The organism is Kitasatospora sp. NPDC051705, from assembly GCF_044453265.1.
In the GTDB taxonomy this organism is placed as follows: domain Bacteria; phylum Actinomycetota; class Actinomycetes; order Streptomycetales; family Streptomycetaceae; genus Kitasatospora.
In genome coordinates, this window is sequence record NZ_JBITCO010000002.1 from 217,069 (window position 1) to 243,837 (window position 26,769).

22 protein-coding genes are annotated in these 26,769 nt (G+C 74.8%); 12 read left to right on the forward strand and 10 right to left on the reverse strand.

What is annotated here, in order from left to right; translation table 11 throughout:
- The first annotated feature begins 129 nt into the window (after positions 1-129).
- From ACIA8Q_RS03595 to ACIA8Q_RS03615, 5 genes are all read left to right on the forward strand, one after another.
- Positions 130-531: a VOC family protein gene (locus tag ACIA8Q_RS03595; RefSeq protein ID WP_360219712.1), complete on the forward strand. Its 402-nt coding sequence runs from the start codon at positions 130-132 to the stop codon at positions 529-531.
- Between the two features lie 72 nt (positions 532-603).
- Positions 604-1,362 carry a dienelactone hydrolase family protein gene (locus tag ACIA8Q_RS03600; RefSeq protein WP_360219709.1) on the forward strand — a complete coding sequence of 253 codons (759 nt, stop codon included), beginning with the start codon at positions 604-606 and terminating at the stop codon, positions 1,360-1,362.
- A 679-nt stretch (positions 1,363-2,041) separates the two neighbouring features.
- Entirely contained in the window at positions 2,042-2,860 is an 819-nt protein-coding gene (locus ACIA8Q_RS03605) for an alpha/beta fold hydrolase (RefSeq protein WP_396316708.1), read from the forward strand.
- 111 nt (positions 2,861-2,971) lie between these two features.
- The gene (locus ACIA8Q_RS03610; protein ID WP_396316709.1) at positions 2,972-5,185 is read left to right on the forward strand and encodes a serine/threonine-protein kinase; all 2,214 of its coding nucleotides are present in this window, start codon (positions 2,972-2,974) and stop codon (positions 5,183-5,185) included.
- Positions 5,186-5,834: 649 nt separating this feature from the next.
- The gene (locus ACIA8Q_RS03615) at positions 5,835-7,490 is read left to right on the forward strand and encodes a M4 family metallopeptidase (RefSeq protein ID WP_360219702.1); all 1,656 of its coding nucleotides are present in this window, start codon (positions 5,835-5,837) and stop codon (positions 7,488-7,490) included.
- 145 nt (positions 7,491-7,635) lie between these two features.
- On the opposite strand, the gene ACIA8Q_RS03620 is transcribed toward ACIA8Q_RS03615, so the two are convergent.
- From ACIA8Q_RS03620 to ACIA8Q_RS03630, 3 genes are all read right to left on the reverse strand, one after another.
- Positions 7,636-8,886 carry an MFS transporter gene (locus ACIA8Q_RS03620; protein ID WP_396316710.1) on the reverse strand — a complete coding sequence of 417 codons (1,251 nt, stop codon included), beginning with the start codon at positions 8,884-8,886 and terminating at the stop codon, positions 7,636-7,638.
- A gap of 311 nt (positions 8,887-9,197) precedes the next feature.
- Positions 9,198-10,199, reverse strand: coding sequence for an ABC transporter substrate-binding protein (locus tag ACIA8Q_RS03625; RefSeq protein ID WP_396316711.1), 1,002 nt, complete (start codon positions 10,197-10,199; stop codon positions 9,198-9,200).
- A 59-nt stretch (positions 10,200-10,258) separates the two neighbouring features.
- Positions 10,259-11,047: a MerR family transcriptional regulator gene (locus ACIA8Q_RS03630; RefSeq protein ID WP_387897189.1), complete on the reverse strand. Its 789-nt coding sequence runs from the start codon at positions 11,045-11,047 to the stop codon at positions 10,259-10,261.
- A 264-nt stretch (positions 11,048-11,311) separates the two neighbouring features.
- Here ACIA8Q_RS03630 and ACIA8Q_RS03635 point away from each other — a divergent pair, with 264 nt between their 5' ends.
- Genes ACIA8Q_RS03635 through ACIA8Q_RS03645 form a run of 3 tightly spaced genes read left to right on the forward strand, consistent with a single transcriptional unit; the run spans position 11,312 to position 14,843 of the window.
- Positions 11,312-12,907, forward strand: a complete 1,596-nt coding sequence (locus ACIA8Q_RS03635) for an NAD(P)/FAD-dependent oxidoreductase (protein WP_360219691.1) — start codon at positions 11,312-11,314, stop codon at positions 12,905-12,907.
- Positions 12,904-13,926, forward strand: a complete 1,023-nt coding sequence (locus ACIA8Q_RS03640) for an alpha/beta fold hydrolase (RefSeq protein WP_360219688.1) — start codon at positions 12,904-12,906, stop codon at positions 13,924-13,926. The genes ACIA8Q_RS03635 and ACIA8Q_RS03640 overlap by 4 nt, the downstream gene beginning before the upstream one ends.
- On the forward strand, positions 13,923-14,843 hold the full coding sequence (locus ACIA8Q_RS03645; protein WP_360219685.1) for an SDR family oxidoreductase: 921 nt from the start codon (positions 13,923-13,925) through the stop codon (positions 14,841-14,843). Before ACIA8Q_RS03640 ends, ACIA8Q_RS03645 begins: the two co-directional genes overlap by 4 nt.
- Positions 14,844-14,936: 93 nt before the next feature.
- Here ACIA8Q_RS03645 and ACIA8Q_RS03650 read toward each other — a convergent pair whose 3' ends face one another.
- Positions 14,937-16,301, reverse strand: coding sequence for a PLP-dependent aminotransferase family protein (locus ACIA8Q_RS03650; protein ID WP_396316712.1), 1,365 nt, complete (start codon positions 16,299-16,301; stop codon positions 14,937-14,939).
- Between the two features lie 147 nt (positions 16,302-16,448).
- Between ACIA8Q_RS03650 and ACIA8Q_RS03655 the strand changes: the two genes are divergently transcribed.
- Positions 16,449-17,111, forward strand: a complete 663-nt coding sequence (locus ACIA8Q_RS03655) for a LysE family translocator (RefSeq protein ID WP_360219679.1) — start codon at positions 16,449-16,451, stop codon at positions 17,109-17,111.
- A gap of 66 nt (positions 17,112-17,177) precedes the next feature.
- Here the strand turns inward: ACIA8Q_RS03655 and ACIA8Q_RS03660 are convergent, their stop codons facing one another.
- The 4 genes from ACIA8Q_RS03660 to ACIA8Q_RS03675 all read right to left on the reverse strand — a co-directional run bounded on the left by ACIA8Q_RS03660 (position 17,178) and on the right by ACIA8Q_RS03675 (position 20,201).
- On the reverse strand, positions 17,178-18,251 hold the full coding sequence (locus ACIA8Q_RS03660; protein WP_360219676.1) for a serine hydrolase domain-containing protein: 1,074 nt from the start codon (positions 18,249-18,251) through the stop codon (positions 17,178-17,180).
- Positions 18,248-19,183, reverse strand: a complete 936-nt coding sequence (locus ACIA8Q_RS03665; protein WP_360219673.1) for a DUF6895 family protein — start codon at positions 19,181-19,183, stop codon at positions 18,248-18,250. The genes ACIA8Q_RS03660 and ACIA8Q_RS03665 overlap by 4 nt, the downstream gene beginning before the upstream one ends.
- A complete protein-coding gene (locus ACIA8Q_RS03670; RefSeq protein WP_360219670.1) occupies positions 19,180-19,914 on the reverse strand; it encodes a hypothetical protein in 735 nt (244 codons plus the stop codon). The genes ACIA8Q_RS03665 and ACIA8Q_RS03670 overlap by 4 nt, the downstream gene beginning before the upstream one ends.
- An 80-nt stretch (positions 19,915-19,994) precedes the next feature.
- Positions 19,995-20,201, reverse strand: coding sequence for a hypothetical protein (locus ACIA8Q_RS03675; protein WP_360219667.1), 207 nt, complete (start codon positions 20,199-20,201; stop codon positions 19,995-19,997).
- Positions 20,202-20,356: 155 nt separating this feature from the next.
- Between ACIA8Q_RS03675 and ACIA8Q_RS03680 the strand changes: the two genes are divergently transcribed.
- Both ACIA8Q_RS03680 and ACIA8Q_RS03685 read left to right on the forward strand, forming a co-directional pair.
- Positions 20,357-21,130 (forward strand): SDR family NAD(P)-dependent oxidoreductase, encoded by a 774-nt coding sequence (locus ACIA8Q_RS03680; protein ID WP_360219664.1) that lies wholly within the window; start codon positions 20,357-20,359, stop codon positions 21,128-21,130.
- A 226-nt stretch (positions 21,131-21,356) separates the two neighbouring features.
- Positions 21,357-23,237, forward strand: coding sequence for an ABC transporter ATP-binding protein (locus tag ACIA8Q_RS03685; RefSeq protein WP_360219661.1), 1,881 nt, complete (start codon positions 21,357-21,359; stop codon positions 23,235-23,237).
- A 78-nt stretch (positions 23,238-23,315) separates the two neighbouring features.
- Here ACIA8Q_RS03685 and ACIA8Q_RS03690 read toward each other — a convergent pair whose 3' ends face one another.
- Complete coding sequence (locus ACIA8Q_RS03690) at positions 23,316-23,984, reverse strand: lysophospholipid acyltransferase family protein (RefSeq protein WP_360219658.1); 669 nt, start codon at positions 23,982-23,984, stop codon at positions 23,316-23,318.
- Positions 23,985-24,157: 173 nt separating this feature from the next.
- On the opposite strand from ACIA8Q_RS03690, the gene ACIA8Q_RS03695 reads away from it, so the two are divergent.
- Complete coding sequence (locus tag ACIA8Q_RS03695) at positions 24,158-24,370, forward strand: EF-hand domain-containing protein (RefSeq protein ID WP_360219655.1); 213 nt, start codon at positions 24,158-24,160, stop codon at positions 24,368-24,370.
- A 189-nt stretch (positions 24,371-24,559) separates the two neighbouring features.
- On the opposite strand, the gene ACIA8Q_RS03700 is transcribed toward ACIA8Q_RS03695, so the two are convergent.
- Positions 24,560-26,758 carry a bifunctional glycosyltransferase family 2 protein/CDP-glycerol:glycerophosphate glycerophosphotransferase gene (locus tag ACIA8Q_RS03700; protein ID WP_360219652.1) on the reverse strand — a complete coding sequence of 733 codons (2,199 nt, stop codon included), beginning with the start codon at positions 26,756-26,758 and terminating at the stop codon, positions 24,560-24,562.
- Between the last annotated feature and the right edge of the window lie 11 nt (positions 26,759-26,769).

The following is a 26,769-nucleotide window of genomic DNA, read 5'->3' on the forward strand; positions in this document are numbered from 1 at the left end:
GGCAGGGGGCGGGCGGGCGCGGGCGCGGGGGCGGGGGGGGGGGGGGGGGGGGCGGGGGCGCCCCCGCCCGGCGGGGGGCGCCCCGGCGGGGCCGCTCCGGTGTCAGTGGCATCGGCTAGGGTCACGAGCATGATCGATGCGACGACACGGGTCCGGATCGCCCGCCCCTCGCGGGACCTCCGGGCGGCCGAGCACTTCTACGTGGGCGGTCTCGGCCTCGACGTGCTGTGGCGCACCACCGAGCGGGTGTCCGGCGAGCACGACCTGCTCATGGTCGGACCGCCCGGGGGCGCCTGGCACTTCGAGCTCACCCACGATCCGGAGCACCCGCTGGAGCCCACCCCGACGGTCGACGACCTGTTCGTGGTCTACCTCGGCGCGCCGGTGGACGACGCCCTGGTCGCCCGGCTGGAGGCGGCCGGCGGCACCCGGGTGCCCGCCCACAACCCGTACTGGGAGGAGTTCGGCGTCACGGTGGCCGACCCGGACGGCTACCGCCTGGTGCTCTGCTCGCGCGGCTGGGGAGCCTGAGCCGGGAAATTGCCGTGCTCGGCCGGGCCCGAACGGCTACCCTTCCGCGCGGACCGAAGGAGGCCCCTCACCATGAGCACGCGCGGAACCACCGTGGACGTCCCGACGGCGGACGGCACCGCCGACGCCTACCTCGCCCACCCCGACGACGGCGGGGCCCACCCCGGCGTCATCCTCTACATGGACGCCTTCGGACTGCGGCCCCACCTGCGCCGGACGGCCGACCGCCTCGCCGCCGCCGGCTACACCGTGCTGGTCCCCAACTGCTACTACCGGCAGGGCCGGGCGCCCGTCGTCGACCTGCCGGAGCTCATCGACCCGGACGGCGACCCGTCGGTCTTCGACCGGCTCATCCCGCTGCTCGCCACGCTCACCCCCGAGGCGACCACCCGCGACGCCGACGCGTACCTGCGGTGGCTGGCCGACTCCCCGCTCGTCCAGGACGGCCCGGTCGGCCTCACCGGCTACTGCCGCGGCGCCGTGCTCGCCCTGAGGACGGCCGCCAGCCACCCGGAGCGGGTCGCGGCCGCGGCCGGGTTCCACGGCGGCAACCTCGCCACCCCGGCACCGGACAGCCCGCACCTCGGGGCCCACCGGATCACCGCGGAGCTGTACTTCGGCCACGCCGACCAGGACGGGTCGATGCCCGCCGAGCAGATGACCAGGCTCGCCGAGGCCCTCACCGCGGCCGGCGTCCGGCACCGGGCGGAGGTCTACCCGGGCGCCCTGCACGGCTACACCCAGGCCGACACCACCCGCTACGACGCGGCCGGGGACGCACGGCACTGGGACGCGCTGCTCGACCTGCTGAAGCGGACGCTGCAGGCCTGAGCCGCCCTGAGCCGGCCCGCGCGTACGGGGGCGGGTGGGCGGTGACACGGGCCCGAGGCCTGCCGGGGGCTGATGACGGGGCTGATGACGGGGTGGATCACGGGCCGGACGGCCAGGGGGCGGGATGGGTCACGACAGGGCGGGACGGGGGCAGGGCGTGACGGGGCGGGACGGGGCGGCGAGGGGCCGGGTGCAGGACCGGGAGCGCCGGACGCCGGCGCCGGAGGGCGCCCGCTCTTCGCCGGGAGGTCGACTGACGGACACGAAGGATTCGGGCTGCCGTGTCGCCGGGAGGCCAGGGTCTGAGGCCTGTCGGCCTCCGCGGCACGGCGCCTGACGGACGGTCGGGGCCCGATGAACGACCGGGCCCGATGAACGACCGGGCCCGATGGACGACCGGCGGCCCGGGACCGGGGCGCCGGTGGAGGCGTCCGCGGCCACGGCCGCCGCGGTTTGCAGGAGAACCCGCGACACCCGGCACCCGAGCCGGGGCGCGGACAGTACCCAGGGGGAAACGCACATGCGCAACACGCTGAACAGAATCGACGCACGGACCACCCGGAACGGCGGACGGACGGCGCCGCGCCCGCGGGCGGGGGGAGCCGCGGGCCGGGAGGCGCTCGGCGAACGCGTCCCCGGAGGGGTTAGCCGGGGCGAACTCGACCGCTCCGGAAGGGCGTTGCGATGGTCCGAGGCGGGGCTCGGCGGCCCGCCGGTGGTCCTGCTCGCGGACTGCGGCAGCCCGTCGCAGACCTGGGCGCCGGTGCTGCCCGAACTCGCCGCGCACAGCCGGGTGGTGGCCTACGACCGGGCCGGGCTCGGCGCGAGCGACCCGGAGCGGTCCGCCGGCCCGACCCTGGAGACCCCGGTCGGTGACCTGGGCGCCCTGGTGGAGCACCTGGACGCCGGACCGGCCGTCCTGGTCGGGCACGGTTGGGGTGGCCTGCTGGCCCAACTCCTGGCCTGGCAGCAGCCCGAGCTGGTCGCCGGACTGGTCCTGGTGGACCCGGCCCACGAGGAGTTCCAGCCGCCGGCCGTCCGCACCGCCGACGCCGTCCTGCTGAGCCTCGGGCTGATCCGGGAGGCGCTGGCGCCCGCCGCCCCCGGCGTCACGGGTGCGGCGCCCGGGGCCGGCGGCGTGGGGACCGGGACGGCGGCCGGGACGGTGGCGGTCAAGGTCGCCCGCCGCCACCAGTGGCGCGCCGCGCTCGACGAGAACCGGCTGGCCGCCCTCGCCGTCCCCGAGCTCCGCAGCAGGCGCTCCGCCGGACGGCTGCCCGACGTGCCGGTGACGGTGCTGAGCGCGAGCGACGGGCTGCCCAGGGCGCTGCGCGAGCGCTGGACCATCCTGCAGTCGAGGATCGCGGAGGGGGCCGTCCGGGGCTCGCACATCGTGGTCAGGGGAGCCGGCCACGCCGTCCACACCGACCAGCCGGAGGCCGTCGTCGCCGCCGTCCTGGAGGTCGTCGAGCACGCCCGACAGGCCCGGAACGCCTGATCCGGACCCCAACCGCCCTTCGGACGGCCCCTGCTGGGCCTTCGGCCCCCTCTGGCACACTGGGGGCCGAACGGCCCGCTGGGGAGGGTCATGACACATGGGGGAAGCGGTATGAGGGGTCCGGGTGCCGTGCTCGGCGGGCGCTACACGCTGGTCGAGCGGATCGGCGGCGGGGGCATGGGCACCGTCTGGCGGGCCGAGGACACGGTGCTGGCGCGCTCCGTCGCCGTCAAGATCCTGCACTCGGCGCTGTTCGAGGACGACACCTTCATCCAGCGCTTCCGGCGGGAGGCCCAGCTCGTCGCCGCGATCGACCATCCGGCGGTCGTGGACGTGCACGACTACGGCGAGACCGGCGGGCGCCCGGCGGGCGCCGCGGGCGGCTCCGGTGACGACGGCGGGGCCGACGGGGCTGACGGCGGCGGGGACGGAGACGGCGGCGGGGAGGGCGGCGGCGGGGAGGAGCGCTGCGCCTACATCGTCATGGAGCTGATCGACGGGCGGCCGGTGGACCGGGTGCTCGCCGAGGAGGGCCCGATGGCGCCCGACCGCGCGCTCGGCCTGGTCGCGGCCGCCCTGGACGGACTGCACGCCGCACACCTCCGCGAGATCGTGCACCGTGACCTCAAGCCGTCCAACCTGATGCTGCGCGCGGACGGCCGGGTGACCATCACGGACTTCGGGATCGCCCGGGCGATCGCCAGCACCAAGATCACCGCCTCGCACGCGATCGTCGGGACGGCGCTCTACATGGCCCCCGAGCAGGCCGAGGGCCTGGGGACCGGCCCGGCCGCCGACCTCTACTCGATCGGCGTGGTCTGCTACGAACTGCTCACCGGGCGGCCGCCGTTCACGGGCGAGGGGGTGCTGGAGGTCGCCCTCAAGCACGTCCGGCAGCCGGCCCCGGACCTGCCGGAGACCTTCCCGGCGGCGGTCCGGGAGCTGGTCGCGAGGGCGCTGGCGAAGAAGCCCGAGGACCGTTACGCCGACGCCGCCGAGATGGCGGCAGCGGCGCGGGCCGCGGTCGGCGGGGCGGGTGCCGGCGGGGTAGGTGCCGGCGGGGCGGGTGCCGAGGGCGCGAACGGCGCCGGCGCCCGGGCGGACAGCGGGACGATCGACCTCAGGGGAGCTGCTCCCGGAGGTGCCGCCGGTGCTCCTGGTGCCGCCGCAGGCGCACCGGAGGAGAAGGCCGCGGACGGCGCGGCGCCCGCCGGCGGAGCCGCCGACCGCCCCGCACCGGACGAGGTCGCGAAGGTGGAGCCGCAGGCGGTCACCGAGCCGGTCCGGCGCCGCTCGCGGCGGGCACTGCTGGTGCCGGTCGTCATTCCCGTGGTGATCTCGCTGGGCACCGCCACCGTCCTGCTGGTCGACCGCGGGCCCGGCCGCTCGGACGCGGCCGTGCCGCCCGCCGCCCAGGCCACCGTGGTCGTGACGGCGCCGGCGGCGCCCGCGGCGGGTACCGAGACCCCCACGGCCGCCGCCACCACGACGCCCGCCACCCCGACCCCGTCCGACACCCCGGCGGCGACCCCCGCGGCCGACCCGTCGGCGGGCGCCCCGAACCAGCAGGGCGCGCCGGTGCCCGCCCCCGCGCCCGGGCAGGCCGGCAGCGGCACCTCGGCGGGCCGTGGCAGCGGAGCCGGTGCGGGCGGCGGCGCGGCAGCCGGCGGGTCCGCCTCCGGAGGAGCCGCCTCGGGCGGTACGCAGTCCGGGGGCGGAGCCTCGGGCGGCCAGAACGGTGGCGCGGGTGGTGGCACGCCCAACCAGCCGGCCAACCCCAACCCGCAGCCGCCCGCCCAGAACGCGGCCGGTGGCGCCGCCGCCGGTGGCGGGTCCCTGGCCGGGGGCGGTTCACCGGCCGGCGGGGGCTCCCCGTCGGGTGGCGGCAACCCGCCCGCGCCGCAGACCCCGGCCCGCCCCGCGTCCTGCGGCGGCACCAGCTGGACGACCATCGTCAGCGTGCAGGACGGCCGCCCCATCGGGTTGTCCCGCGACTCGCTCAGCGGCGGCGACAACCCGGTCGTGGTCGGCGGCGCCTCCCAGTACGGCTGGGTGCGGGCGACCAACCCCGGGGCCTGGATCCTGTTCAACGCCTGCAACAGCGGCGGCCCGCAGCTCGTCCAGACCACGGACGGCAAGGTGGTGCTGAACGGCGGCTTCAGCTTCCTGACCAACTGGACGGTGCGCAACGGCACGGCCCAGGGCTCCTACACCCTGGCCGACTTCCAGAACCAGGTCTGCATGACCAACAACGGCCCGGGCAGCCCGGTCACCATGGTCGCCTGCACGCCGGGCAACGCCGCCCAGGAGTGGCGCTTCCAGTAACGGCGCCGCCGTTTCCGCCAACCACCTTTTCGTCTGGGGCACTTCACGCAGCGCCACGCGGAGCTGACGGTGCGTCGACAGCCGGCCGTCGGGCCGCCCGCCCGGCGGCCTTCGCGTTCAACTCGCCGACTGCGCACCGGAGTCGGGCGAACACGCGAGCAGTCGGGGCTAGCAGTCGCGGCGGCCGAGGGCAAGGGTGGCCGGTGGCGGGACCTCGCCAACCGGATGTCAAGATTCCGTATGGGAAGTTCTACAGCGGTGTAAAAGTCGATTTGCGGCCACTCGGGGCGGTCGACCCGGAGGGCGTTCGGCGGCCGGTCGCGCATCGGAGCAGGTCGGCGGTGATGGTTCGGACGGGAACTGTCGCCGTGGTAGTTCGAATTGCCCTGTTTTGCCCACCCCGTAGAAGGCGGTCCGGGCTGGCGGGACCTGGCCAATTCCTGAAGCAGACCTGTCAATTCATCTGGTGCATCGTCATGCTTCTTCTCAACCCCGGCGCCGGCCCCCACCCCCACCCCTCGGTGGCCCGCCGCTCGAACACCCGGGGTTTCAGCACGTCAGCGCCCGTTCCGCCCCCACAGGTGCCGACCCCGGCCCCCGGGACGCGGCGTGACCGCGGCCAGCCGCGGTTTCCCGGAAGGACTCGTACGTGAAGCGTAAGCTCGCGGCCGTCGCCGTTCTCTCGGCCACGGCCCTCCTGACCGGTGTGATCCAGGTGAGCACCGCCGCCCAGGCCAGCCCCGCCCCCGCCGGCCAGACCGGGGAAGCCCGCGCCGCCCAGGCCGCCCGGCAGCACGCGGCCGTGTTGGCGCTGGCCGGCGACCAGTCCGGCCCGCTCGCCGACGCCCTCGCCCTGGGCGGGCAGGAGCGGCTCGTCGCCAAGGACGCCGTCGTGGACAAGGACGGCACCCGCCACCTGCGCTTCGAGCGCACCTACGCCGGCCTGCCGGTGCTCGGCGGCGACCTGGTCGTCCACCAGAAGGCCGACGGCTCGGTGAAGGCGGTGAACAAGGCCGTCACCGCGCAGCTGAGCCTGCCGAGCCTCACCCCGCGGATCCCGGCCGACCAGGCGGCCGCGCAGGCCACCGGCGCGGTCCAGGCCACCGTCGGCGCCACCCTCGACGCCGACGAGTCGCCGCTGACGGCCGTGCACCGGACCGGCAAGGCCGAGCTGGTGGTCTGGGCGAGCGACGGCAACCCGCGCCTGGCCTACCGCACCACCGTCGAGGGCGTGCGCGCCGACGGCACCCCGAGCAGCCAGGTCCTCGTCACCGACGCCGCCAGCGGCAAGGTCCTGTCCACCCACGAGAAGGTGCAGACCGCCGCCGGCACCGGTACCGGCGTCTTCGTCGGCCAGGTGCCGCTCACCACCGCGCAGGACGGGTCGAGCTACTCGCTGAAGGACGACTCCCGCGGCGGCCAGTCCACCAGCGACATGAACAACGGGACCACGGGCAGCGGCTCCCCGTTCGCCAACACGTCCAACTCCTTCGGCGACGGCACCGCCGGAAACCGCGAGTCCGCCGCCGTGGACGCCCAGTTCGGCGCCGCCACGACCTGGGACTTCTACAAGAGCGCCTTCGGCCGCAACGGCATCCGCAACGACGGCGTCGGCGCCGCCAGCCGCGTGCACTACGGCTCCAACTACGTCAACGCGTTCTGGAGCGACGACTGCTTCTGCATGACGTACGGGGACGGCAGCGGCGACACCCACCCGCTCACCGAGATCGACGTCGCCGGGCACGAGATGAGCCACGGCGTCACCGCCGCCACCGCGAACCTCAACTACTCCGGGGAGTCCGGAGGCCTGAACGAGGCCACCTCCGACATCATGGGCACGATGGTCGAGTGGTACGCCAACCTGCCCTCCAACCCGCCGAACTACCAGATCGGCGAGCTGGTCAACCTGCGCGGCGACGGCAGCCCGCTGCGCTACATGGACCAGCCCAGCAAGGACGGCCAGTCCGCGGACTCCTGGTCCGCCGACGTCGGCAACCTGGACGTGCACTACTCGTCCGGCGTGGCGAACCACTTCTTCTACCTGCTGTCCGAGGGCAGCGGCGCGAAGAGCATCAACGGGTTCGACTACAACAGCCCGACCTCCGACGGCTCGACGCTCAGCGGCATCGGCCGGGACAAGGCCGCGCAGATCTGGTACCGCGCCCTGACCGTCTACTTCACCTCCACCACCGACTACGCGGGCGCCCGGGCGGGCACCCTCAGCGCGGCCTCGGACCTGTACGGCGCCGACAGTGCCGAGTACAACGCCGTCGCCGCCGCCTGGACGGCGGTGAACGTCAACTGAGGCCGATGGCGGCCTGAACAACGGTCCTGCCGACCGTGGGTGCCGGCCGGCAGGACGGAACGGCGGGGGTGACGGTGTGCGGACCACCGTCGCCCCCGCCGTCGTGCGCTCACCGTCGCCCTCCGGTGCTCATCGACCCACCGGTTCACCGGCCCACCGGTTCACCGACCGGGTCCGGTGTGGCCGGGGCGCTCGGTTCGCGGCGGCGGTAGCGGCGCTCCGTCGCGGTGCAGGCGGCCAGCAGCAGGGCGGTGGCGGCCGCGGCGGCGGTCACGGCGAACGGCGCGGCGGGCGAGAAGTGGGTGGTGGCCCAGCCGCCCAGGAAGGTGCCGGCCGACTGGGCCAGGATCAGCGCGCTGACCAGCACAGCCATCGCCTCGCCCAGCCGGGCGGCCGGGACCGTCCGCTCCACCAGGCCGAACATCGTGATCATCTGCGGGGCCACCGCCACCCCGAGCAGGCCGACGGCCGCGGTCAGCGTCCACAGTCCGCCGCCGGAGACCAGCAGGACGCAGGAGGCGGTGAACAGCAGCACCGTGCCGGCCCGCAGCCGGGACGGCAGCCCCCACCGGGCGGGGAGGGCGGCGGTGGCGATCCCGGCCACGGAGCTGGTGCAGCCGATGAAGCCGTAAAGCAGCCCGGCGGCGCCCGGCCGGCCGAGGGCCTCGGTCGTGGCCGTCACCCCGACCTGCACGGAGCCGAAGCACGCGCCGAGCAGCGCCATCCCGGCCAGCAGCAGGACGTACGGGGTGCTCAGCAGCCGCTCGCCGTTCCCCGCCGGGGACTTGGGGACGCCCGGGGAGGCGGTCGGGTGCAGTGCGAACAGGGTGGCGCAGACGCCGGACAGGGCGGCGGCCGTGAGCAGCCCGACCGAGGGGGAGACGACGGTGGCGAGCACGCCGACCAGCGCGGGCCCGGCGGTGAAGCCGATCTCGTCCACGATTCCGTCCAGCGACAGCATGGTGGAAGTCAACTCCGGCTCCCCGGCGGCCAGTCGGACCCACCGGCTGCGGGACAGCGGGCCCACCAGCGGGACGGACAGGCCGATCAGCGCCGCCGCCGCGACCTGCCAGCCGAGGGCCAGCCCGTCCTCCGAGGCCGCCACCAGGGCGACCAGCGCGGTGGCGTTCACCAGTGCGGCGACCAGCCCGACCGTCCGCTGCCCGCGCCGGTCGGCGAGACGGCCCACCAGCGGTCCGCCGACGGCCTGCCCGCCCGCCAGCGCCCCGGCCACCAGGGAGCCGCACCACACGCTGCCGGTGTTCCGGCTGACCAGCAGCAGGGTGCCGATCGGGCTCATCGCGTTCGGCAGCCGGCCGAGCAGCGACCACAGCAGCACGCGGCCTCCGGTCAGTCGCGCGGCTGTTCGGAACTTGACGACCATGGACACGGACATCGGCGCACGACCCCAAACGGAGCCGACGCGGGCGCCCGCCTCCCGTCGTCGGCCCGGTCAGGCGACTGCGACCTGCGGGTGAGCCTCGACGGTAGGGGCGGCCGGTGCGGCCGGGTAACCGTCCGATCACCCAGTGCAGTCGGGGTGCGGGCGGGGGAGCGGTTGGAGGAGTTGACAACGCGGTCGCCCCGCGCCGGTGGCTTCCGACAGTCCGGCGGCCCGGCGGCGGGTCGGTCGACCGCCCTGACTGATCGTCAATTCTTTTCTGCACGCCGTCGGCCGTAAGTCGTCAGCCCGTCAGTGGTCAGTCGTCAGCCGGTGAGGTCCGCCCGGATCTGGTCCAGGATCAGGCCGGCGCCGGTGTAGCCGATGCCGAGCATCCACAGGTTGTCGTCCACGCGGAACACCCGGCCGTTGCGGACGGCGTCCAGGTTCTTCCAGAGCGCCCCCTCGGTGATCCTGCCCTGGTCGGACTTGGCCGCGTCCCCGTAGACCGAGTAGAAGATGGCGTCGGCCGCCGCCTGGTCGACCTGTTCGGGGCTGATCTCGACGGAGAACCCGGGCTTGTCCTGGTTGGCGGGGCGGCCGAGCCCGAGGTCCTTGAACAGCGAGCCGACGAAGGTGTCGTTGAGGTAGAGCCTGGTCGGTGCACCGGCCAGGAAGCGGGCCATCGCGACCCGGGTGGCGGCGGTCCGGGCCGGGCCGCCGAGCGCGGTGACGAGGTCCCGGGCCTTGGTCCGGTACGCCGCGTCGGCCGCCTCGGCCTCGCCCTGCCGCCCCAGCGCCTCGGCGTGCAGCCGGACGTTCTCCTTCCAGGTCGGCCCGGTGGTCTTCGAGAGCACCGTCGGCGCGATCTTCGACAGTCCGTCGTACCGCTGGTCGTCGCGGACCTGGTTGCTCAGGATGAGGTCCGGCCGCAGCGCGGCGATCGCCTCCAGGCTGGGCTGGCCGATGGCTCCGACGGCCTTCGTCCCCGCCAGCCGGTCGGCGGGCAGGTAGCCGGGGAAGGACGCGCCCGCGGAGACGGTGGTCGCGCCGACGGGGGTGAGGCCGAGGGTGACCGCCGAGTCCAGTGCGTCGGTGTCCAGCACCACCACCCGGGCCGCCCTGGCGGGTACCCGGGTCTCGCCGCGGGCGTGCCGGACGGTGCGGGGGCCGGCGCCGCCGGAAGGGCCGCCCCCCGGGGCGGACGCGCCGGTGCCCGGGGAGGGCTGGTCCGCCCCGCAGCCGGTGAGCGCGGGACCGAGCACGAGGCCCGGGGCGAGCCGGGCGGCGAGGCCGAGTGCGGTGCGGCGGCTGAGCGGTCGGGGCATCGGCGGATCCTCCAACGGGCGGGCGGGGCGCGGGAATTCCTGCCCGTCCGTCGGGGTGGTCATGCGTCGGGGTCGGTCTCGCGCCGCTGGCGCAGCAGGTCGTCGTAGTCGGCCTGCACCCGGCGGTCCATCGCCAGGGCGAACTGGGCGTCGACGACCGTACGGGCCAGCGGCCGGACCCGCACTATGCGTTCGGTGAGCCGCGCGGCCTCGCCGGGCGGCAGCGGGGCGTCGCCGGCCAGGGCGCCGAGCAGGTGCTCGCCGACCAGGTCGACGAAGACCTCCGCGATGGCGTCCACGTGCTCCTGGGTGCGCCTGCTGGCGTCCAGGACGGCCGAGAGCGGCACGCCCTCGGCGACCAGCGCGGTGGTGGCGTCCATCAGCCGCCGGCTGACGTGGGTGATCCCGTCGTCGTCGACCGAGATGAAGCCCTGGGAGATCGACTCGGCGGTGTTCTCCTCGGTGAGCTGCTCCCCGAAGACGGCGCGCAGTTCGTCCCAGTCCAGGCGCACCGGCGTCTCGTCCGACCAGGGTGCGACGATCGCGGCCTCCAGTCCGATCAGCTCGGCGACGTCCCGCCCGCTCTCGCCGGCGCCGATCAGCTCGGCGATGCCGCCCAGGGTGTGGCCGCGCTCCAGCAGTTCGCCGATCATCCGCAGCCGGGCGAGGTGCTCCTCGCCGTACCAGGCGATCCGGCCCTCCTTGCGGGGAGGCTGGAGGAGTTTGCGCTCGCGGTAGAAGCGCAGGGTCCGGGTGGTGATACCGGCCGCCTCGGCCAGTTCCTCCACGCGGTACTCGCGCTTTTTGTCGTCGGCAGCAGCTCTGACCTTGTCCACGGCGATCAGCATAGGTCCGTCGCCTCGGGCGGTTCCCGAATCAGGATGGTCGCGCTTCTTCCATCCGGTGTCAGCAAGGGCTACCCTGCCAATCGTGCCAGTGATTACTGGCGCGATTGGCAGGGTCCCGGGGCCGGCCCCCGGGAGGCAGCACCACCGCGGCCCCGACGGCGCCGCCCGCACGTGATGAGTGGCACCGGCGGTGCCGCCCGCACATGATGAGCGGCACCCGTCAGGCAGCCCGAAGATCACCGCCCACCCTCAGGAGGAGGCCGCATGGCATCCAGCAGCAAGCGCCCCCGCTCCGGCGCGTCCGGCGCCCCGGCGGAGGAGGCCGCCCCGGTGGGCGAGGCCGTCCCGGTGGGCGAGGCCGCCCCGCACGTGCGGGTGGCGGTGATCGGCTCCGGGTTCGGCGGCCTCGGCGCGGCGGTGCGGCTGCGCCGTGCCGGCATCACCGACTTCGTCGTCCTGGAACGCGCGGACTCGGTCGGCGGCACCTGGCGCGACAACAGCTACCCGGGCTGCGCCTGCGACGTGCCCTCGCACCTCTACTCCTTCTCCTTCGCGCCCAACCCCGAATGGCCGCGCAGCTTCTCCGGCCAGCCCGACATCCGCGCCTACCTGGAGAAGGTCGCCACCGTCTTCGGCCTCCGCCCCCACCTGCGCTTCGGGGCCGAGGTGCTGGAGGCGCGCTGGGAGGCGGAGCGGACCCGCTGGCGGATCACCACCTCGGCCGGCCAGTGGACCGCCGACGCCGTGGTGTCCGCCGCCGGACCGCTCGCCGACCCGCAGATCCCCGACCTGCCCGGGCTCGCCTCCTTCCCCGGCAAGGTGTTCCACTCCTCCCGCTGGGACCACGACTACGACCTGGCCGGCAAGCGGGTCGCCATCGTCGGCACCGGCGCCTCCGCCGCCCAGATCATCCCGTCGATCCAGCCGGAGGTCGGGAAGCTGACGGTCTTCCAGCGCACCCCCGCCTGGGTCCTGCCGCGCCGGGACCGCGAGATCAGCCGGCTCGAGAAGTGGTTGCACGACCGCCTGCCCGTCACCGGCAGGATCCGCCGCGGCACCCTGTTCGCGCTCCGCGAGCTCCAGGTCGACGCCTTCGTCCGACGCCCGGGCATGCTGAAGGTGGTCCAGCAGTTCGCCGAACGCCACCTCGCCCAGGGCGTCGCCGACCCGGCCCTGCGCGCCAAGCTCACCCCCGACTACCGCATCGGCTGCAAGCGCATCCTGCTCAGCAACACCTACTACCCCGCGCTCGCCGCCGCCAACACCGAGGTGGTCGCCTCCGGCCTGCGCGAACTGCGCGGCTCCACCCTGGTCGCCGCCGACGGCACCGAGCACGAGGTGGACGCCATCGTCTTCGGCACCGGGTTCCACGTCACCGACATGCCCATCGGTGCCCGGGTGTTCGGCGCCGACGGCACCAGCCTGGCCGAGCAGTGGAAGGACGGCATGGAGGCCCTGCGCGGCTCGACCGTGCACGGCTTCCCGAACCTCTTCTTCGTGATCGGCCCCAACACCGGCCTCGGGAACAGCTCGATGATCCTGATGATCGAGTCCCAGCTGAACTACCTGATCGACGCGCTCACCACCCTCGACACCGTCGGCGCCACCGCGATGCAGCCCACCGTCCGCGCCCAGCGCCAGTGGAACCTCGAACTCCAGCACCGGATGGACCGCACCGTCTGGACGACCGGTGGCTGCCGCAGCTGGTACCTCGACCCGAACGGCCGGAACACCGTGCTCTGGCCCGGCTCCACCACCGCGTTCCGCCGTGCCACCCGAAGAGTCGACCTCGGCGAGTACGAGTTGATCATGCGCACCGCACCTTCCGCCGCCCCCGCCGTCCAGGAGGTGTCCGCATGAGCGCCGACCGTCTGCCCGCCGAGTACGTCCCGCCCACGCCCGTCGAGGAGTTGAGCGTGCGCTCGGCCGACGGCGTCAGGCTGCACGTCGAGGTGCACGGCCAGCCCGGGGCGCCGACCGTGGTGCTCGCCCACGGCTGGACCTGCTCGACCGCCTTCTGGGCCCCGGTGATCCGCCGACTCGCCGACCGGTACCGGGTGGTGGCGTACGACCAGCGCGGCCACGGGCGGAGCGAGATCCCGCCGAGCCGGGCCCGCTACTCCACCCGCGCGCTCGCCGAGGACCTCGCCGCCGTGCTTGCCCGGACCGTTCCGGCGGGGGAGCGGGCCGTGCTCGCCGGGCACAGCATGGGCGGGATGACCATCATGGCCGCCGGCGGACGCCCCGGGGTCGCCGAGCGCACCGCCGCCGCCGTCCTGATCTCCACCGGGCCGTCCGAGCTGGTGGACCGGCTCACCGTCCTGCCGGGCGCGGTGCGCCCGCCGTGGCTGCGCCGCTTCCTGCACCGGCAGCTGCTGCGCTCCCGGCTGCCGCTCGGGCCGGTCACGTCCGTCAGCCGCGCCGCGCTCAAGTACGCCACCATGGGGCCGGGTTCGGCCGCCGGGCAGGTCGAGGCGACGGCGCGGATCGTGCACGCCTGCCCGACGGGCGTGCGCGTCCACTGGGCCGGCGTCCTCGACCGGCTGGACGTCCACGCCGGGCTCGCCCGGCTCGCCGTGCCGACGGCGGTCGTGGTCGGCACCGCCGACCGGCTGACCCCGCCCGTGCACGCGCACCGGATGGTCGCCGAACTCGCCTACCCACAGGGGCTGTTGCTGCTGCCGGGGGTCGGCCACATGGCCCCGCTGGAGCGGCCGGTGGAGGTCGCCGCCGAGATCCACCGGCTGGCCGCCGCGCACCTGTCCGGTAAGCCGGCCGCCGAGCCCACCGCCGAGCCCACCGCAGCGCCCACCGCCGAGCCCACCGTGTCCGCCGAAACCCCTGCCGGCCCCGCCACCGAGAGGACCGCCGTCGCATGAACGCCGTTCCGCCGCTGTCCGCACAGGTCGTCGTCATCACCGGAGCCGCCCGCGGGGTCGGCGCCTCGCTGGCCCGCACGCTCGCGCGGCGCGGAGCCACCGTCGCCCTCCTCGGCCTGGAACCCGAGGAGCTCAAGGCCGTCGCGGCGCAGTGCGGGCCCGGCGCGACCAGCTGGGAGGTCGACGTCACCGACCTCGACGCGCTGACCGACGCCGCCCGCCGGATCAAGGAGCACCACGGCCGGATCGACACCGTGGTCGCCAACGCCGGCATCGCCATCGGCGGGCCGCTCGCGGACAGCGACCACCGCGCCTTCACCCGGGTGATCGAGGTGAACCTGCTCGGCAGCGTCGCCACCGCCCGGGCCTTCCTGCCCGCACTGACCGAGAGCCGGGGCTACCTGCTGCAGATCGCCTCGCTGGCCGCGCTGACGCCCGCGCCGCTGATGAGCGCGTACTGCGCCAGCAAGTCCGGGGTGGAGGCCTTCGCCCACTCGCTCCGCGCCGAGGTCGCCCACCAGGGGGTCAAGGTCGGTGTGGGGTACTTGAGTTGGACCGACACGGACATGGTGCGCGGGGCCGACGAGGACACCGTGCTGCGGCAGATGCGCACCCGGCTTCCGTGGCCGGCGAACAAGACGTACCCGCTGGAGCCGGCGGTGGAGCGGATCGCCGCGGGCATCGCCCGCCGGTCCGCCCACGTCTACGCCCAGGCCTGGCTGCGCGGGATGCAGCCCGTCCGCTGGGTGCTGCCGAGCCTGATCGCGGCTGTCGGCTCCCGTGACGTCGCCAAGCTCGCCCCGCAGCTCGCGGCCACCGCGGCCTCCCGGCTGCGCGCCGTCGGCGCCGGGGGCGCGGCGGACACGGCGGTCCGGCGGAGCCACAGCGGCCCGGGGGGCGGCGCCGACGCCCGGTGACGGATGACAAGTAACAGATAACAGATAACAGCTGACAGATGTTGAAATCTGTCAGCTGTTATCTGTTCGCCGTCAGCTGTCAGTCGTCAGCTGTCAGCTGTCAGCCGCCCTGGTCGCTCGGCCCCCCGCCCCTCCGGCCCCCGCCGTCGCGATCCGCGCCAGCGTCCCCAGGGCCCGTGCCAGCACCGGCAGGGTCGGCGAGGCGAGCCCGACCCGGACCGCGGCCGGTGACCGGCGCGGGTCCACGGCGAACGCCGCCGCGGGTGTGATCGAGATCCCGGCCCGCGCGGCCGCCGCCACGAAGGCCTCCGCCCGCCAGGCCCCCGGCAGCTCCCACCACAGGTAGTACGAGCACGGGTCGGCCCGCACCCGCTGCCCCGCCAGCACCTCGCGCGCCAGCGCCTGCCGGTCCGCCGCGTCGGCCCGCTTGGCGGCCTCGGTCGCGGCCAGGGTGCCGTCCCCGATCCAGCGCACCGCCGCCTCCAGCGCGAACCCGTTCGGCGTCCACCCGCCCGACCGCAGCGCGCCCGCCACCTGCTCGCGCAGCGCGCCGGGGGTGAGTGCGAACCCGCTGGTCAGCCCGGGCGCGAGCCGCTTTGACAGGCTGTCCACGAGAACGGTGCGCTCCGGGGCCAACGCGGCCAGCGGCGTCAGGTCGGGCCGCAGGAACGACCAGACGGCGTCCTCGACCACCGGCAGGTCGAGCCGTCGCAGTTCCTCCGCGAGCGCCGCCAGCCGCGCGGGCGGCATGCTCGCACCGAGCGGGTTCTGCAGCCGGGGCTGCACGTACACGGCGCGCAGCGGAGCCGCGCGGTGGGCGGCCGCGACGGCCTCGGGCAGCAGCCCGTCCTCGTCCACGGCCAGCGGCACCAGGCGGACGCCCAGTCGCTGCGCCACGGCCTTGACCACCGGATAGGTGAGCGCCTCCACGCCCAGCCGCTGCCCGGGCGGCACGAGTGCGGACAGCGCTCCCGCGGCGGCCTGCCGCCCGTTGCCCGCGAACAGCAGGTCCGCGGGCTCGGCCTGCCAGGAGCCGGCGGAGAGCAGGCCGGCGAAGGCCAGCCGGGCCGCGTCCGTGCCGGCCGCGCCGACCGGGCGCAGCGCGTCGCCGAGCGCGTCCGGCCGCAGCAGCGGTGCGAGTCCGCCGGCGAGCAGTTCGGCCTGCCCGGGGGTGACGGGGTAGTTGAGTTCCAGGTCGACGGGTGCGCTGGTCGGTTCGGCGAGTGCGATGCGGCCGTCCTCCGTGCTCCGCCCGGCGCGGACGAAGGTGCCGCGCCCGACCTCGCCGACGGTCAGTCCGCGGCGGGCGAGTTCCCGGTAGACGCGTCCCGCCGTCGAGGCGGCGATGCCCCGGCTGCGGGCGAAGGCGCGTTGGGTGGGCAGCTGCTGCCCGGGCCGCAGGCGTCCGTCGGTGATGTCGGCGGCGACCCGGTCGGCGATCAGGCGGTAGTCGTCCATCGGTGTCGTCCCTCCGTGCTGTCGCCCGGTGCCGTCCCGGTGCCGTCCCGGCTCGTCCCGGTGCCGTGGGCCGGCTCCGCCGGCGCCATTGCGCCGAGCGCAAAGTCATCATTGCACCGAGCCGGTGATCCGTCCTAGCCTCCCTGCATGGACGCGTTGACACCGGCCGTGGACGGCCACGCGGTACTCGGGATCGCCGCCGTGGCACTGGGCATGGTGCTGTCGCCGGGGCCGAACATGATCTACCTGGTCTCGCGCTCGATCGCGCAGGGCCGCCGCGCCGGGCTGATCTCGCTGCTCGGGGTCGCGGTCGGATTCCTGGTCTACCTCGTCGCGGTGACGGCGGGCGTGGCCGCGGTCTTCTCGGTGGTGCCCGCCCTCTACACCGGGATCAAGCTGGCGGGTGCCGGCTACCTGCTCTGGCTGGCGTGGAAGGCGGTGAAGCCGGGCGGTACGGCGGTCTTCGCCCCGCAGCAGCTGACCCCGGACCCGCCGCGGCGCCTGTTCGCGATGGGCTTCCTGACCTGCCTGCTCAACCCCAAGATCGCCATCATGTACATCTCGCTGCTGCCCCAGTTCGTGGCCCCCGAACGCGGCCGCGTCGCCCTGCAGAGCCTGGTGCTGGGCCTGACGCAGATCGCGATCGCGGTGACCGTGAACGGCCTGATCGCGATGAGCGCGGGCGGCATCGCGGCCTTCCTCAACCGCCGCCCGGCCTGGCTGCGCGTCCAGCGCTACGCGATGGGGACCGTCCTCGCCGGCCTGGCGGTGCACATCGCCGCCGACCGCGCCAAGGCCGTCGCGGCCTAGGCTCCCCGGCCGGGAGCCACAGGCCCACGGGAGCCGTCGGGATCCGTCGGGATCCGCCCGGCGCACCTACGCCGTCCGGGCTGCCACCCGCAGCACCTCGTACCCGGCCTGGACGACGTGCGAGCCGAGCGTCGGCCCGGTGTTGGCCAGCGCCGCCACCGCGGCCGCAGTCTGCGGCGAGAACCCGACGAGCACCGTGAAGCCCCTGGTCGCCCCCGCGTGGAAGTACAGGTCGTGTCCGCCCGAGCGGCGGCGGTTCCACACCAGGCAGACCTCGTCGCCCGACCGCGGCAGCCGCAGCCGCGGCCGCCGCACCTCCCGCAGGGCGGCCCCCAGGGAGGTCCCCGCCGCGGCGTCCAGGCCGTCCAGGCCGTTCATGCCGTCCAGGCCGTCCAGGCCGTCGAGGTGGGCCCGCAGGTAGCGCAGCACATCGGCCCCGCTGGCCCGCACCGCGGCCGCTCCCGGCAGTCCGGGGGCGTGCCACGGCGGCAGTTCCCGGCCGCGCAGGTACCCGGTCGCCCGCCCCGGCGCGTCCGGTGCGCACCCGGTGGCGCGCAGTCCGAGCGGGCCGCAGATCCGTTCCGCGAGCAGCGCCCCGTACGGGGAGCGGCCCGTCTCGGCGAGTGCCCGCCCGAGCAGCCCGACTCCGTAGTTGGAGTACCGGTAGTGCTCACCGGGCCTGCGTCGAGGGGTGGTTCGGGCCAGCGCCGTCCGCAGGTCGTCGTCCCCGAACCCCGCGTAGGGGTTGCTGCGCCAGCGGGGGAGGGCGGCCGCCAGGAGCCCGGGAGGCAGCCGGGGCAGGCCCGAGGTGTGGGTGGCCAGGTGCAGCAGCCGGACGGGTTCGGCGCAACGGCTGGGTACCGGTGGCCAGTTCGGCGGGAGCCGGTGCTCCAGCGGGTCGTCCAGGGCGAGTTCGCCGCGGGCCGCCATCTCGGCCAGCAGGAGGGCGGTGAACGTCTTGCTCACCGAGCCGAGTTCGAAGACGGTGTCCGGCGTGCAGGCAGCTGCCCGGCCGCGCCCGGTCCGCCCGTGGCAGCGCACCTCCTGCCGTTCCCCCCGCGCCACGGCCACCGTGACGGCGGTGGCGTGGGGTTCGGCCGCCCGCACCACCGCCGCCACCGCGGTGTCCAGTGCGTTCACGCGGCCGCCGCGCCGGTGCCCAGCGCCCGGGCCAGGGTGACGTCGCCGGCCAGGACCGCGACCACGGCGGTGTGCTGGTGCTCCCGGAAGGACTCGTCGCGGTCCGAGCTCACCGCCTCGTTGGCCTCGCGCGGCACCAGTCCGTCGTCGTGCTGGACGGCGGCCAGCGCGTCCCAGCCCTGTCGGCCGGTGGCCGGTTCGCCGATGCAGGCGTCGACGATGAGGAGTTCGAGGGCGAGGTCCCACTGCCCGATCTCCAGCCAGACGTCGAGCCAGACCGGGAGCCAGTCGCGGACGTGGTCGCGCATCGGCTCGGGCAGGCCGTCCGGGTGGGCGCCCCAGTCGGTGAGGTGGAAGACGGTGTGCGTGATCTGGTAGGCGATCTCCCATTCGACGGCCCAGGGCTCGGGCGTGGCGCCGAGCCAGGTGCGGGCGGCGAGCGCGTCCCAGTCCGGCTGGTGGCTGAGCCCCACCAGCCGGCGGGCGTTGGCGACGGCGAGCCGCCGGTTGGCCTGGATCTCGGTGGCGTGGGCGGCGCGCAGGCGGCTGATCGATTCGAGGAGCTCCTCGAGGGCGGGGTGGCGGTAGCCGGCCCGGGCGAAGTGGCCGTAGAGCTCCAGCGGGTCGCTCATCGTGACGTGGCGCAGCTGGCGTTCGTACAGCAGGTCGCCCTCGCGGACCTCCTCCCACGCGTAGTCGAGCAGTTCCCGGGCGGCCCGGGTGCCGGCGGGCCCGGCGACGCCGTCGCGCAGGACGACGGAGGCTACCAGGGCGATCTCGCCGAGCGGCTTGTAGGCGTCGTTGGGGGTGGCGAGGTCGACGACGGTGTTGTCGGGGATCCGGCCGAGGCCGTCGCGGTGGGCGGCGTGCAGCCAGGTCATCGCGCGGGAGCCGACCTGCTGGGCGACGGAGAGGACGTGGGTGTCGGTCATGGGGCCTGGTTCCGTTCGGCGGTCGACGGGCGGGAGCGGTCGAGCAGCAGGCGGGCGACGGCGAGTTCGAGCCCGGTGCGGGCGCTCCCGTCACCGGCCAGGCGGATCCGGTCCAGGACGGGGCCGACGTCGAGCGGCAGCGGTCGGCCTTCGGCGGCGGCCCAGCCGAGCCAGCGGGCGAGCCGGGCGGCGGTGGTGAGGTCGCGGCGCATCATCGAGCGGACGGTGCCGCGGGCGAGGGCCAGGACCCGGGCCCGGGCGGTGTCGTGCACCGGGCCGTCGAGTCCGGGCAGGGCGAGGACGGACAGCTGCGCCATCCGCACCGACCAGGCCTGCCAGCCCAGCTCGTCGGGGCCCGGCAGCGGGGCGGGCGGTGGTACGGCCTCGCCGTAGGGGGTGCGGGCGAGCACCTGTCCGGCGGCCCAGTCCTGCCATCCGATCACCAGCGCGGCCTCTCGGGAGGGGGGTGCCGGTGCCGGGAGCGCCCGGCGGGCCTCGGCCAGCAGGGCGGCGGCGGGGCCGTCGGGTCCGGCTCCGGTGAGCAGCTGGGGGGAGAGGAGGTCGGCGCCGAGCAGTCGCACGGCGGCCAGCAGCGGGCGGGGTACGGCGGTGTCGGGGTCGACGAGCGCGGCCGCACCCCCGCCGCCCCGGAGGGCGTCGAGGGTCCGGCCCGCCACCCGCTCGACCGCCGCGGCGTAGTCGTCGCGGAGCGAGGTCTCGGCGAATGGCATCGGTGGTGTTCCTCCTTGGTGGGGCGGGCCGGCCCGTTCGCGGGGCCGGCCCGGCCTTCAGGTGGTGTGGCCGGCCCGCGTCACCGGGTCGGCTTCTCCTTCGGCGGCTTCGGCGATGCCAGGAGCAGGCCGAGCAGCAGGGCGGCACCCGCGGCCTCCGGCAGGTACGTGGGCGCGTCGGACACGACGGCCTCGTCCTCCACCATCAGGCTCGCGAGTGTCTCGGCCTCGGCGAGCGTCGCGCTGGGTGACGCCGAAGCGGTTTCCGTGCGGAACTGAGTAAGCATCAGATGTGCCTCCTCGCCTGGATTTCATCACCCGTTCGGGCGATGCCCCTGTCCGACACTACGAGCACGACCGATCGCCTGCATCCGCAGTCCGCTGAGCAGGGACGTTGCCCTGGGTGTGGGCTCGGCTGCGGGGAGTCGGTACGGTCAGGGGCATGACCACTGCCTTGATCACCGGCGCGACCGCCGGCATCGGAGCCGCTTTCGCCCGCCGACTCGCCCGCGGCGGCTACCGCCTCGTCCTGGTGGCCCGGGACACCGGGCGTCTAGAGCGGGCGAGCTCCGACCTGCACGCCGAGTACGGCGTCGAGGTGGAGGTGCTGACCGCCGACCTCGCGACGGACGAGGGCATCGCCGCCGTCGAGGCCCGGCTGGGCGACGCCGGGCGCCCGGTGGACCTGCTGATCAACAACGCCGGGTTCGGCAACAAGGGCGCCTTCGGGGCCGTTCCGCTGCAGGCGGAGCTGGACATGGTGAAGGTCCACGTCGAGGCGGTGCTGCGGCTGACCACGGCAGCCCTGCCGGGGATGCGCGAGCGCGGTCGGGGTGCGGTCGTCAACGTCGCCTCGGTGGCGGCCTTCCTGCCGCGGGGCACCTACGGGGCGAGCAAGGCGTGGGTGGTGAGCTTCACCCAGGGCGTGCTGCGCGACCTCGGCGGCACGGGCGTGCGGATGATGGCGCTGTGCCCGGGCTTCACCCGGACCGAGTTCCACGAGCGGGCGGGCATGGGCACCGGCAACATCCCGGCCTGGTCCTGGCTCTCGGCGGAGCGGGTGGTCGACGAGGCGATGCGCGACCTGGCGCGCGGCAGGTCGTTGTCGGTGCCGGGCCGTCGTTACAAGGTGGCGGTCGCCGTCGCGCGGATGCTGCCCCCGGGCAAGCTCGGCGGCGTGTCCTCGAAGGCGGCGCGCACCTACCGGACGGACTGAGGCGCCGGCCGACCGGGCGGGCGGATCGTGACGCCGGGCGGTCGGTCGGCCGACCGCCCGGTCGGGTCGGTCGGCGGCCCGGTCGGGGTCGGCGGTCGGCAGCCGGGCGCCGCGGCCGCGCGGGAATAGAGTAACTCTCACTATTAGCTTGTCTAACTATGAGCTATTCTCGCTATGCTGGCGGCCGCCCGACCGCCGACCCCGGCACACCCTGGGAGGCCCGCCCTTGAGGCCCGACGCCACCGACTGGACCGCCCCCGAACGCGCCGAGGGTGCCCCCCGCCCGCCGGCCCAGTGGCGGCGCATCCTCGCGCTGTTCCGCCCGTACGCGGGGCGACTGGCCGTCGTCGGGCTGCTGGTCGCCGCCTCCGCCGTCGTCTCGGTCGTCTCGCCGTTCCTGCTGAGGGCCGTGCTGGACACCGCCATCCCGCAGGGCCGCACCGGACTGCTCAGCCTGCTGGTGCTCGGCATGATCGCCGCGGCCGTGGTGAACAGCGTCTTCAGCGTGCTGCAGACGCTGATCTCCACCACCGTCGGCCAGCGCGTCATGCACGACCTGCGCACCGCCGTCTACGGCCACCTGCAGCGGCAGTCGCTCGCCTTCTTCACCCGCACCCGCACCGGTGAGGTGCAGTCCCGGATCGCCAACGACATCGGCGGCATGCAGTCCACGGTGACGTCCACCGCGACCAGCCTGGTCTCCAACTTCACCGCGGTGATCGCCTCGGTGGTCGCCATGGTCGCGCTCGACTGGCGCCTGACCGTCGTCTCGCTGGTGCTGCTGCCGCTGTTCGTCTGGATCAGCCGCCGGGTCGGCAACGAGCGCAAGCGGATCACCACCGAACGGCAGAAGCAGCTGGCCGCGATGAGTTCGGCCGTCCAGGAGTCGCTCTCCGTCAGCGGCATCCTGCTCGGCCGCACGATGGGCCGCTCCGACTCGCTCGCCCGCGAGTTCACCGGCCAGTCCGACCAGCTCGCCGACCTGGAGGTGCGGGCCAGCATGGCCGGCCGCTGGCGGATGAACACCATCCAGATCGTGATGGCCGCGATGCCCGCGCTGATCTACTGGGCTGCCGGGCTGTCCGCCGCCGACGGCGCCCCGATCGTCTCGGTCGGCACCCTGGTCGCCTTCGTGACCCTCCAGCAGGGCCTGTTCCGCCCGACCGTCAGCCTGCTCTCCACGGGCGTGCAGGTGCAGACCTCGCTCGCGCTCTTCCAGCGCATCTTCGAGTACCTGGACCTGCCGGTGGAGATCGCCGAGCCGGCCGGGGCGGTCGGCCTGGCCGAGGTCCGCGGCGAGGTCCGCTTCGAGGGCGTGGACTTCCGCTACGACCCGGACCAGGAGCGGCCCACGCTGTCCGGCGTCGACCTGGTCGTCCCGGCCGGGAGCTCGCTGGCCGTGGTCGGCGAGACGGGCTCCGGCAAGACCACGCTCAGCTACCTGGTGCCGAGGCTGTACGACGTCACGGGCGGCCGGGTCGCCATCGACGGCGTGGACGTGCGCGAGCTGTCCTTCGACACCCTGGCCCGCGCGGTCGGCGTGGTCTCCCAGGAGACCTACCTCTTCCACGCCTCGGTCGCCGAGAACCTGCGCTTCGCCAAGCCGGACGCCACCGACGCCGAACTCGTCGAGGCCGCCCGGGCCGCGCAGGTCCACGAGACCGTCGCCGCCCTGCCGGACGGCTACGACACCCTGGTCGGCGAGCGCGGCTACCGCTTCTCCGGTGGCGAGAAGCAACGCCTCGCGCTGGCCCGGACGATCCTGCGCAACCCGCCGGTGCTCATCCTCGACGAGGCCACCAGCGCCCTGGACAACCGCACCGAGCGCGCCGTCCAGCAGGCCGTGGACACCCTGGCCGCGGGCCGCACCACGATCACCATCGCGCACCGGCTCTCCACCGTGCGCACCGCCGACCAGATCGCCGTCCTGGACCACGGCGAGGTCGTCGAACTCGGCACCCACGACGAGCTGGTCGAGCTGGACGGGCGCTACGCGGCACTGCTGCGCAGGGAGGCGCCGGAGCCGGTCGCGCCCGTCCGGGAGCCGGGTCTCGCGGACGCGGGGCCGGCCCTCCTGGACCAGGAGCCGGCCGTCCTGGTCCGGTGAGCCGGGCACCCGGGCACCCGGGCACCCGGGCGGCGGGTCGCGCGGGAGCGACCGGCCGGCCCGGGCCGCCGGACGGGCCTACGCGGCCTTCGGCACCTCGTTGTAGTTCTCCGCGACCTCCTGGCCGGAGAGCCGCTGGATCGCCGCCATCACCTCGTCGGTCACCTGTCGACGGGCCTTCAGCGAGCGGGCCTGCCCGTGCAGCTCGTCGAAGTGCAGCGGCTCGCCGAAACGGACCGTCACCTTCCTGAGCCGCGGCAGCCGCTTGCCGACCGGCAGGATGTGCTCCGGCCCCTCCAGCGCCACCGGCACCACGGGGACACCGGCGGTGAGGGCCAGCCAGGCGACGCCCGTCTTGCCCCGGTAGAGCCGCCCGTCGAGCGAGCGGGTGCCCTCCGGGTAGATGCCGAAGGCCTTGCCGTCCTCGAGGATCTCCAGCGCGGACTCCAGCGAGGCCTGGGCGGAGCGGTAGGTGCCGCGCTCCACCGGCACCGCGCCGATCGACTCGAAGAAGCCCTTGGAGAGCCGGCCCTTGAGCCCCGTCCCGGTGAAGTACTCGGCCTTGGCGAGGAAGTGGACCCGGCGCGGGGCGGTCAGCGGGATCACCACGCTGTCGATGAAGGACAGGTGGTTGCTGGCCAGGATGACCCCGCCCTTGCGCGGCACGTTCTCGATGCCCTCGATGGACGGGCGCCAGATGCCGCGCGAGACGGGTTTCAGCAGCAGCCTGGTGACGAGGTCGAGCATGGTCCCTCCCTGGACGAACGAACGCCCGGGAGGTGCCCGGGCCTGCAATCAGATCCGCAGACTACGACACCCACCCCCGCGCCCGTCCACTCCCGCCGACCGTGGCGCACACCACGGCCGGGTAGGGTACCGCCGTCCGCACCGAGCACAACCCGCAGTACCAGGAGGGCACGATGGAGACCACTGAGGCGATCAAGGCCATGTTCGACCGTTTCGACAAGGACGGCGACGGCAGGATCACCCCGGCCGAGTACGCGCTGGCCGCCAACGAGATGGGCGACCACGACGTCACCATCTCGATGGCCGAGGCGCTGATCAACACGATGGACACCGACCACGACGGTGTGCTGACCTTCGACGAGTTCCTGGCCGCCCGCCGGCGCTGAGCCCGCGCCGACGGGGCCGGTCGCCGTACGGCGGCACCGGCCCCGTCCGCAGCCGCTCCCTATCCGCACCCGCACCGCTGGGATCCGCCGGGCCGGGACGTTCGCCGCCGGGCCGGGACGTCGCCCGTGCGTCAGGACCCGGCTCCCGGGTCAGGAGCCGGTTCCCGCGTCAGGGCCCCGGTTCCCGCGTCAGGACGGCACCGGGAAGACCCGGCGCACCACCCGCTCCGAGGCCCCGCCGTCGTCCCACGGGCAGAACCGGGCCCGGAACCGCGCCCGCGCGGCCGGCTCCGGATCGCCGGCCAGCAGCGCCTCCACCAGCCCCTCCGGATCCACCGTGACGGCCCCCGGCGGTTCGGCGAACAGGTCGAAGTAGACGCCGCGCACCCGCTGGTACTCCTCCCAGTCGGGCGCGAAGACCACGACCGGACGGTCCAGCACCGCGTAGTCGAACATCATCGACGAGTAGTCCGTCACCAGCACGTCCGCCGCGAGGTAGAGGTCCTCCACCGTGGGGTGCGCCGAGACGTCCACGATCTCGGCCGAGCCCTCGTCCGCCGCGAGGTCCCCCGGCCCGCCGGTGTGGAAGTAGTGGGTGCGCACCAGCAGCGTGTAGTGCGGGCCCAGCCGCCGGGCCAGTTCCCGCACGTCCAACAGCGGGACGTACCCGCCCTGGTCGCCGCGGTGGGTCGGGGCGTACAGCACGGCGGTGCCGCCGGGCCGCAGCCCGAACCGCTCGCGCATGGCGCGCACCTCGTCCCGGGTGGCGTTGGCCAGCCGGTCGTTGCGCGGGTACCCGGTGTCCAGCATCTCGTACCGGCCGGGGAAGGCGCGGGCGAAGTGCTCGCTGGTGTGCGGGTTGGAGGAGACCAGGAAGTCCCAGCGGTCGATCGCCTCCCGGAGCCGGTCGAAGTCCATCCCGCCGGCCGCCTCGGGGCGGTCCCGCAGGTCCATGCCCATGGCCTTGAGCGGGGTGCCGTGCTGGGTCTGGACGTGCACCGTGCCCGGCCGCTTCGCCATCGTGCGCGGGAAGTTGACGTTGTTCACGAAGTACTTGGCGGTCGCCATCACCTTGAGGTAGGCGGGTGTGTTGACGATCACGTACGGCACCCCGGGCGGCATGGTGGCGGCCTGCTTGCGGTTCTCCACCACCCACACGCCCCGGACCTGCGGCGCCAGCTCCCTGGCCTTCTCGTAGATCGCCGCCGGGCTGCACGCGTAGCCGCGGTGCCAGTAGGCCGCGTAGACGGCCAGGTTCTCGTCCAGCGGCAGCCGGCGGAAGGCGTTGTACGCGGTGAACCGGGCGCTGCTGCGCACGCCCTTCTTCACCGCCGGGGCCACCGCGCGCGCCCCGCGCTTGAGTTCGCGCGGCAGGCGGCCGGTGCGGCGCAGCTCGGCGTACGCGATCCGGGCACCGCGGGCGGCCAGCCGGTACTGCACGCCGCGCACGCCGCCCGGGAACTGGTAGCCGTCGGGGCGGTGGCGGGCGAAGTGCTGGGTGATCCGGCGGAAGAACTCCTTGCGCCGGTCGAGGGGGACGAGCCCGGGGGTGTCGTAGACGTTCAGGGCCTGCCGGACGGTCCGGTCGAAGACCAGGGTGCGCAGCGAGGCCGGGACGGGCTCCCCGGGGCGGTCCGGGCGGTCCAGGAAGGCGAAGATCGCCTCGTACTGGGCGAAGACGTCGGCGTGCCGGGGGGAGGCGGTCGCGGTGATCGCGCCCTCCCGGCCGCGCCGGTAGACGTAGCAGGGCCGGTCCAGGTAGCGCAGCCGCCCGGCCGCCAGCAGTGCGGGGTAGGTGACCGAGATGTCCTCGTAGTAGCCGCGGCCGAAGGAGACGCCGAGGCCCTCCAGGTAGGCGCGGCGGAACACCTTGTTCCAGACCGACATCACGGTGTTGAACAGCGCCGGGTGCTCGGCCAGGGTGCAGCCGTCGACCAGTGGGGAGCCCAGCAGCACGTGGCGCCACGGGTTGGGCTCGGTCCCGCCGTCGGGGTACACGTGGGTGAAGTCGGTGATCAGGACGTCGGCGGGGGTCTCGCGGCGCTGCTCCTGGCGCAGCTCGTCCAGGACGACGCTGACGGTGCGCTCGGGCAGCCGGTCGTCGCTGTCCACGAACCAGACGTACTCGCCGCGCACGTGCGGCAGCGCGGCGGTGCGGGCGCCGCCGAGGCCCTGGTTCTCGGTGAGGTGCAGGACCCGCAGCCGGGGGTCGCGGGCGGCGTACTCGTCCAGGATCGCGCCGCAGCCGTCGGGGGAGCGGTCGTCGACCGCGATCACCTCGAAGCGGGACTCCGCGGCGGGGGTGTCGCCGAGGATCGAGTCGAGGCAGTGCGGGAGGAACCGCTCCACGCCGTGGACCGGGAGCACGATGCTGAGGAGGAGGGACACGCTGGCCGAGT